The 8,224-nt window shown below is 46.8% G+C and carries 3 protein-coding genes; all 3 read left to right on the top strand.

Annotation, left to right across the window (positions count from 1 at the left end; genetic code table 11):
* Window positions 1–14: 14 nt before the first annotated feature.
* The gene (locus tag EL097_RS11085) at window positions 15–404 is read left to right on the top strand and encodes a lectin-like domain-containing protein (RefSeq protein ID WP_164993783.1); all 390 of its coding nucleotides are present in this window, start codon (window positions 15–17) and stop codon (window positions 402–404) included.
* A gap of 193 nt (window positions 405–597) precedes the next feature.
* Complete coding sequence (locus tag EL097_RS11080; RefSeq protein ID WP_269471205.1) at window positions 598–1,515, top strand: GA-like domain-containing protein; 918 nt, start codon at window positions 598–600, stop codon at window positions 1,513–1,515.
* 35 nt (window positions 1,516–1,550) lie between these two features.
* The gene (locus EL097_RS11000; protein ID WP_232013340.1) at window positions 1,551–8,012 is read left to right on the top strand and encodes an LPXTG cell wall anchor domain-containing protein; all 6,462 of its coding nucleotides are present in this window, start codon (window positions 1,551–1,553) and stop codon (window positions 8,010–8,012) included.
* The last annotated feature ends 212 nt before the right edge of the window (window positions 8,013–8,224 follow it).

The following is an 8,224-nucleotide window of genomic DNA, read 5'->3' as shown; positions in this document are numbered from 1 at the left end:
AAAATGGGGCTTTTGTGGCCTTTTATGGCACAGATGCTAGTGGAAAAGCAATTACATTGTTGCAAGATGCTCGAAGATTAGAGTCACAACCGCATAATAACGAATTTAAAAATGTGATTGTTGATTATAATGGACAATCAAAGGCTATGACAGTGACATATGATGGACAAATATTCACAAAAAATATTCAAACCTATTTAGATAAAAGTAGACTAACTACTAACCAGGCTAAGGGAAGAGAAGAGTTGGGCTTTGCGATTTTTGCTTCTACTGGGTCAGGAACAAATTTACAACAATTTGATTTAACTAGGTTTGAGTATTCTTCAGGTGGTAGCTATATAAAATTATTGTATGTTGATGATTCAACTGGAAATGTTATTAAAGAAAAGCTATACTCAGGTTGACTTATCAATCTCTAGATTTGTCGGATAAATTGATGTTACCTAATTATACATTTAAGAGGACTAATGCTCCTACTGCAGTAGGATATCAGGACAGTAACACAATTAATTTCAATTCAGGTATTCAAACTATTACCTATACTTATAAAAAGGTTGAGAAGAAGAATTACAACGACTTTTAGATAATGATTCTAATTTGAAGTTAACTGATATATATGTTAATGCAGATAAAACAAAACAAACGGCTTACGATGATTCTATCAAAAAAGGTCAAGTAGTAGTAAACGATAGTTTTACAAGCCAAGATAAAGTAGATGATGCAGTTAAGATTATAACTGATAGTATAGTTGCTCTAAGAGTTTCCGCAGCTGAAGCAGCCGTGAAAGCAGCCGAAGATGCCGCCCAAGCAGGCAAAGATAAGAAAGCTGAAGTTGAAGCAGATGGTGTTGTTAATCCAGATGAGAAATCAGCCGTAGATGGCTTGAACGATGTCACAACTGAGAAGAAAGGTACAGCAACTCCGTTAGTCGATAGCTTACCAGAAGGCCCAGTCAAAGAAGCGTTGAAAGCACGTCTTGATCAAGTAACGACATCAGAAGTAACCGTCAACGATGCGGATAGCAACGGCAAACCAGATTCCCAAGATGCCGCAGAAGCCGCAGCTGAAGCAGCCGTGAAAGCAGCCGAAGATGCCGCCCAAGCAGGCAAAGATAAGAAAGCTGAAGTTGAAGCAGATGGTGTTGTTAATCCAGATGAGAAATCAGCCGTAGATGGCTTGAACGATGTCACAACTGAGAAGAAAGGTACAGCAACTCCGTTAGTCGATAGCTTACCAGAAGGCCCAGTCAAAGAAGCGTTGAAAGCACGTCTTGATCAAGTAACGACATCAGAAGTAACCGTCAACGATGCGGATAGCAACGGCAAACCAGATTCCCAAGATGCCGCAGAAGCCGCAGCTGAAGCAGCCGTGAAAGCAGCCGAAGATGCCGCCCAAGCAGGCAAAGATAAGAAAGCTGAAGTTGAAGCAGATGGTGTTGTTAATCCAGATGAGAAATCAGCCGTAGATGGCTTGAACGATGTCACAACTGAGAAGAAGGTACAGCAACTCCGTTAGTCGATAGCTTACCAGAAGGCCCAGTCAAAGAAGCGTTGAAAGCACGTCTTGATCAAGTAACGACATCAGAAGTAACCGTCAACGATGCGGATAGCAACGGCAAACCAGATTCCCAAGATGCCGCAGAAGCCGCAGCTGAAGCAGCCGTGAAAGCAGCCGAAGATGCCGCCCAAGCAGGCAAAGATAAGAAAGCTGAAGTTGAAGCAGATGGTGTTGTTAATCCAGATGAGAAATCAGCCGTAGATGGCTTGAACGATGTCACAACTGAGAAGAAAGGTACAGCAACTCCGTTAGTCGATAGCTTACCAGAAGGCCCAGTCAAAGAAGCGTTGAAAGCACGTCTTGATCAAGTAACGACATCAGAAGTAACCGTCAACGATGCGGATAGCAACGGCAAACCAGATTCCCAAGATGCCGCAGAAGCCGCAGCTGAAGCAGCCGTGAAAGCAGCCGAAGATGCCGCCCAAGCAGGCAAAGATAAGAAAGCTGAAGTTGAAGCAGATGGTGTTGTTAATCCAGATGAGAAATCAGCCGTAGATGGCTTGAACGATGTCACAACTGAGAAGAAAGGTACAGCAACTCCGTTAGTCGATAGCTTACCAGAAGGCCCAGTCAAAGAAGCGTTGAAAGCACGTCTTGATCAAGTAACGACATCAGAAGTAACCGTCAACGATGCGGATAGCAACGGCAAACCAGATTCCCAAGATGCCGCAGAAGCCGCAGCTGAAGCAGCCGTGAAAGCAGCCGAAGATGCCGCCCAAGCAGGCAAAGATAAGAAAGCTGAAGTTGAAGCAGATGGTGTTGTTAATCCAGATGAGAAATCAGCCGTAGATGGCTTGAACGATGTCACAACTGAGAAGAAAGGTACAGCAACTCCGTTAGTCGATAGCTTACCAGAAGGCCCAGTCAAAGAAGCGTTGAAAGCACGTCTTGATCAAGTAACGACATCAGAAGTAACCGTCAACGATGCGGATAGCAACGGCAAACCAGATTCCCAAGATGCCGCAGAAGCCGCAGCTGAAGCAGCCGTGAAAGCAGCCGAAGATGCCGCCCAAGCAGGCAAAGATAAGAAAGCTGAAGTTGAAGCAGATGGTGTTGTTAATCCAGATGAGAAATCAGCCGTAGATGGCTTGAACGATGTCACAACTGAGAAGAAAGGTACAGCAACTCCGTTAGTCGATAGCTTACCAGAAGGCCCAGTCAAAGAAGCGTTGAAAGCACGTCTTGATCAAGTAACGACATCAGAAGTAACCGTCAACGATGCGGATAGCAACGGCAAACCAGATTCCCAAGATGCCGCAGAAGCCGCAGCTGAAGCAGCCGTGAAAGCAGCCGAAGATGCCGCCCAAGCAGGCAAAGATAAGAAAGCTGAAGTTGAAGCAGATGGTGTTGTTAATCCAGATGAGAAATCAGCCGTAGATGGCTTGAACGATGTCACAACTGAGAAGAAAGGTACAGCAACTCCGTTAGTCGATAGCTTACCAGAAGGCCCAGTCAAAGAAGCGTTGAAAGCACGTCTTGATCAAGTAACGACATCAGAAGTAACCGTCAACGATGCGGATAGCAACGGCAAACCAGATTCCCAAGATGCCGCAGAAGCCGCAGCTGAAGCAGCCGTGAAAGCAGCCGAAGATGCCGCCCAAGCAGGCAAAGATAAGAAAGCTGAAGTTGAAGCAGATGGTGTTGTTAATCCAGATGAGAAATCAGCCGTAGATGGCTTGAACGATGTCACAACTGAGAAGAAAGGTACAGCAACTCCGTTAGTCGATAGCTTACCAGAAGGCCCAGTCAAAGAAGCGTTGAAAGCACGTCTTGATCAAGTAACGACATCAGAAGTAACCGTCAACGATGCGGATAGCAACGGCAAACCAGATTCCCAAGATGCCGCAGAAGCCGCAGCTGAAGCAGCCGTGAAAGCAGCCGAAGATGCCGCCCAAGCAGGCAAAGATAAGAAAGCTGAAGTTGAAGCAGATGGTGTTGTTAATCCAGATGAGAAATCAGCCGTAGATGGCTTGAACGATGTCACAACTGAGAAGAAAGGTACAGCAACTCCGTTAGTCGATAGCTTACCAGAAGGCCCAGTCAAAGAAGCGTTGAAAGCACGTCTTGATCAAGTAACGACATCAGAAGTAACCGTCAACGATGCGGATAGCAACGGCAAACCAGATTCCCAAGATGCCGCAGAAGCCGCAGCTGAAGCAGCCGTGAAAGCAGCCGAAGATGCCGCCCAAGCAGGCAAAGATAAGAAAGCTGAAGTTGAAGCAGATGGTGTTGTTAATCCAGATGAGAAATCAGCCGTAGATGGCTTGAACGATGTCACAACTGAGAAGAAAGGTACAGCAACTCCGTTAGTCGATAGCTTACCAGAAGGCCCAGTCAAAGAAGCGTTGAAAGCACGTCTTGATCAAGTAACGACATCAGAAGTAACCGTCAACGATGCGGATAGCAACGGCAAACCAGATTCCCAAGATGCCGCAGAAGCCGCAGCTGAAGCAGCCGTGAAAGCAGCCGAAGATGCCGCCCAAGCAGGCAAAGATAAGAAAGCTGAAGTTGAAGCAGATGGTGTTGTTAATCCAGATGAGAAATCAGCCGTAGATGGCTTGAACGATGTCACAACTGAGAAGAAAGGTACAGCAACTCCGTTAGTCGATAGCTTACCAGAAGGCCCAGTCAAAGAAGCGTTGAAAGCACGTCTTGATCAAGTAACGACATCAGAAGTAACCGTCAACGATGCGGATAGCAACGGCAAACCAGATTCCCAAGATGCCGCAGAAGCCGCAGCTGAAGCAGCCGTGAAAGCAGCCGAAGATGCCGCCCAAGCAGGCAAAGATAAGAAAGCTGAAGTTGAAGCAGATGGTGTTGTTAATCCAGATGAGAAATCAGCCGTAGATGGCTTGAACGATGTCACAACTGAGAAGAAAGGTACAGCAACTCCGTTAGTCGATAGCTTACCAGAAGGCCCAGTCAAAGAAGCGTTGAAAGCACGTCTTGATCAAGTAACGACATCAGAAGTAACCGTCAACGATGCGGATAGCAACGGCAAACCAGATTCCCAAGATGCCGCAGAAGCCGCAGCTGAAGCAGCCGTGAAAGCAGCCGAAGATGCCGCCCAAGCAGGCAAAGATAAGAAAGCTGAAGTTGAAGCAGATGGTGTTGTTAATCCAGATGAGAAATCAGCCGTAGATGGCTTGAACGATGTCACAACTGAGAAGAAAGGTACAGCAACTCCGTTAGTCGATAGCTTACCAGAAGGCCCAGTCAAAGAAGCGTTGAAAGCACGTCTTGATCAAGTAACGACATCAGAAGTAACCGTCAACGATGCGGATAGCAACGGCAAACCAGATTCCCAAGATGCCGCAGAAGCCGCAGCTGAAGCAGCCGTGAAAGCAGCCGAAGATGCCGCCCAAGCAGGCAAAGATAAGAAAGCTGAAGTTGAAGCAGATGGTGTTGTTAATCCAGATGAGAAATCAGCCGTAGATGGCTTGAACGATGTCACAACTGAGAAGAAAGGTACAGCAACTCCGTTAGTCGATAGCTTACCAGAAGGCCCAGTCAAAGAAGCGTTGAAAGCACGTCTTGATCAAGTAACGACATCAGAAGTAACCGTCAACGATGCGGATAGCAACGGCAAACCAGATTCCCAAGATGCCGCAGAAGCCGCAGCTGAAGCAGCCGTGAAAGCAGCCGAAGATGCCGCCCAAGCAGGCAAAGATAAGAAAGCTGAAGTTGAAGCAGATGGTGTTGTTAATCCAGATGAGAAATCAGCCGTAGATGGCTTGAACGATGTCACAACTGAGAAGAAAGGTACAGCAACTCCGTTAGTCGATAGCTTACCAGAAGGCCCAGTCAAAGAAGCGTTGAAAGCACGTCTTGATCAAGTAACGACATCAGAAGTAACCGTCAACGATGCGGATAGCAACGGCAAACCAGATTCCCAAGATGCCGCAGAAGCCGCAGCTGAAGCAGCCGTGAAAGCAGCCGAAGATGCCGCCCAAGCAGGCAAAGATAAGAAAGCTGAAGTTGAAGCAGATGGTGTTGTTAATCCAGATGAGAAATCAGCCGTAGATGGCTTGAACGATGTCACAACTGAGAAGAAAGGTACAGCAACTCCGTTAGTCGATAGCTTACCAGAAGGCCCAGTCAAAGAAGCGTTGAAAGCACGTCTTGATCAAGTAACGACATCAGAAGTAACCGTCAACGATGCGGATAGCAACGGCAAACCAGATTCCCAAGATGCCGCAGAAGCCGCAGCTGAAGCAGCCGTGAAAGCAGCCGAAGATGCCGCCCAAGCAGGCAAAGATAAGAAAGCTGAAGTTGAAGCAGATGGTGTTGTTAATCCAGATGAGAAATCAGCCGTAGATGGCTTGAACGATGTCACAACTGAGAAGAAAGGTACAGCAACTCCGTTAGTCGATAGCTTACCAGAAGGCCCAGTCAAAGAAGCGTTGAAAGCACGTCTTGATCAAGTAACGACATCAGAAGTAACCGTCAACGATGCGGATAGCAACGGCAAACCAGATTCCCAAGATGCCGCAGAAGCCGCAGCTGAAGCAGCCGTGAAAGCAGCCGAAGATGCCGCCCAAGCAGGCAAAGATAAGAAAGCTGAAGTTGAAGCAGATGGTGTTGTTAATCCAGATGAGAAATCAGCCGTAGATGGCTTGAACGATGTCACAACTGAGAAGAAAGGTACAGCAACTCCGTTAGTCGATAGCTTACCAGAAGGCCCAGTCAAAGAAGCGTTGAAAGCACGTCTTGATCAAGTAACGACATCAGAAGTAACCGTCAACGATGCGGATAGCAACGGCAAACCAGATTCCCAAGATGCCGCAGAAGCCGCAGCTGAAGCAGCCGTGAAAGCAGCCGAAGATGCCGCCCAAGCAGGCAAAGATAAGAAAGCTGAAGTTGAAGCAGATGGTGTTGTTAATCCAGATGAGAAATCAGCCGTAGATGGCTTGAACGATGTCACAACTGAGAAGAAAGGTACAGCAACTCCGTTAGTCGATAGCTTACCAGAAGGCCCAGTCAAAGAAGCGTTGAAAGCACGTCTTGATCAAGTAACGACATCAGAAGTAACCGTCAACGATGCGGATAGCAACGGCAAACCAGATTCCCAAGATGCCGCAGAAGCCGCAGCTGAAGCAGCCGTGAAAGCAGCCGAAGATGCCGCCCAAGCAGGCAAAGATAAGAAAGCTGAAGTTGAAGCAGATGGTGTTGTTAATCCAGATGAGAAATCAGCCGTAGATGGCTTGAACGATGTCACAACTGAGAAGAAAGGTACAGCAACTCCGTTAGTCGATAGCTTACCAGAAGGCCCAGTCAAAGAAGCGTTGAAAGCACGTCTTGATCAAGTAACGACATCAGAAGTAACCGTCAACGATGCGGATAGCAACGGCAAACCAGATTCCCAAGATGCCGCAGAAGCCGCAGCTGAAGCAGCCGTGAAAGCAGCCGAAGATGCCGCCCAAGCAGGCAAAGATAAGAAAGCTGAAGTTGAAGCAGATGGTGTTGTTAATCCAGATGAGAAATCAGCCGTAGATGGCTTGAACGATGTCACAACTGAGAAGAAAGGTACAGCAACTCCGTTAGTCGATAGCTTACCAGAAGGCCCAGTCAAAGAAGCGTTGAAAGCACGTCTTGATCAAGTAACGACATCAGAAGTAACCGTCAACGATGCGGATAGCAACGGCAAACCAGATTCCCAAGATGCCGCAGAAGCCGCAGCTGAAGCAGCCGTGAAAGCAGCCGAAGATGCCGCCCAAGCAGGCAAAGATAAGAAAGCTGAAGTTGAAGCAGATGGTGTTGTTAATCCAGATGAGAAATCAGCCGTAGATGGCTTGAACGATGTCACAACTGAGAAGAAAGGTACAGCAACTCCGTTAGTCGATAGCTTACCAGAAGGCCCAGTCAAAGAAGCGTTGAAAGCACGTCTTGATCAAGTAACGACATCAGAAGTAACCGTCAACGATGCGGATAGCAACGGCAAACCAGATTCCCAAGATGCCGCAGAAGCCGCAGCTGAAGCAGCCGTGAAAGCAGCCGAAGATGCCGCCCAAGCAGGCAAAGATAAGAAAGCTGAAGTTGAAGCAGATGGTGTTGTTAATCCAGATGAGAAATCAGCCGTAGATGGCTTGAACGATGTCACAACTGAGAAGAAAGGTACAGCAACTCCGTTAGTCGATAGCTTACCAGAAGGCCCAGTCAAAGAAGCGTTGAAAGCACGTCTTGATCAAGTAACGACATCAGAAGTAACCGTCAACGATGCGGATAGCAACGGCAAACCAGATTCCCAAGATGCCGCAGAAGCCGCAGCTGAAGCAGCCGTGAAAGCAGCCGAAGATGCCGCCCAAGCAGGCAAAGATAAGAAAGCTGAAGTTGAAGCAGATGGTGTTGTTGAACTTCCTTCTACTGGCGAGATCAATACTCATCTATCGTTGTTTGGAATAATTGTTTTGTTAATAAGCACTCTTATGTATGGTTCTAAGAAAAAAGAGGATTAAATCTTTTGACCTATGACCTGAAATGTCATTAAACTTTTCTCCGTTTTACGGTGTGAATGCTCTATGTTTAATTATCTCTCTCCAACCTAAATAGAGTATTCAATATGTTCAAGCATCATGCTTGGAAAGTCTATCTAGATGTATAATCTAGATAGACTTTTGATTTTGTAAGAGCATTTCGTTTTTGGAGTTCTTGAATTTGTTTAGCAGTC

It is taken from the genome of Streptococcus canis, from assembly GCF_900636575.1.
Classification (GTDB): domain Bacteria; phylum Bacillota; class Bacilli; order Lactobacillales; family Streptococcaceae; genus Streptococcus; species Streptococcus canis.
This window is presented reverse-complemented; position numbering and strand designations above follow the sequence as displayed.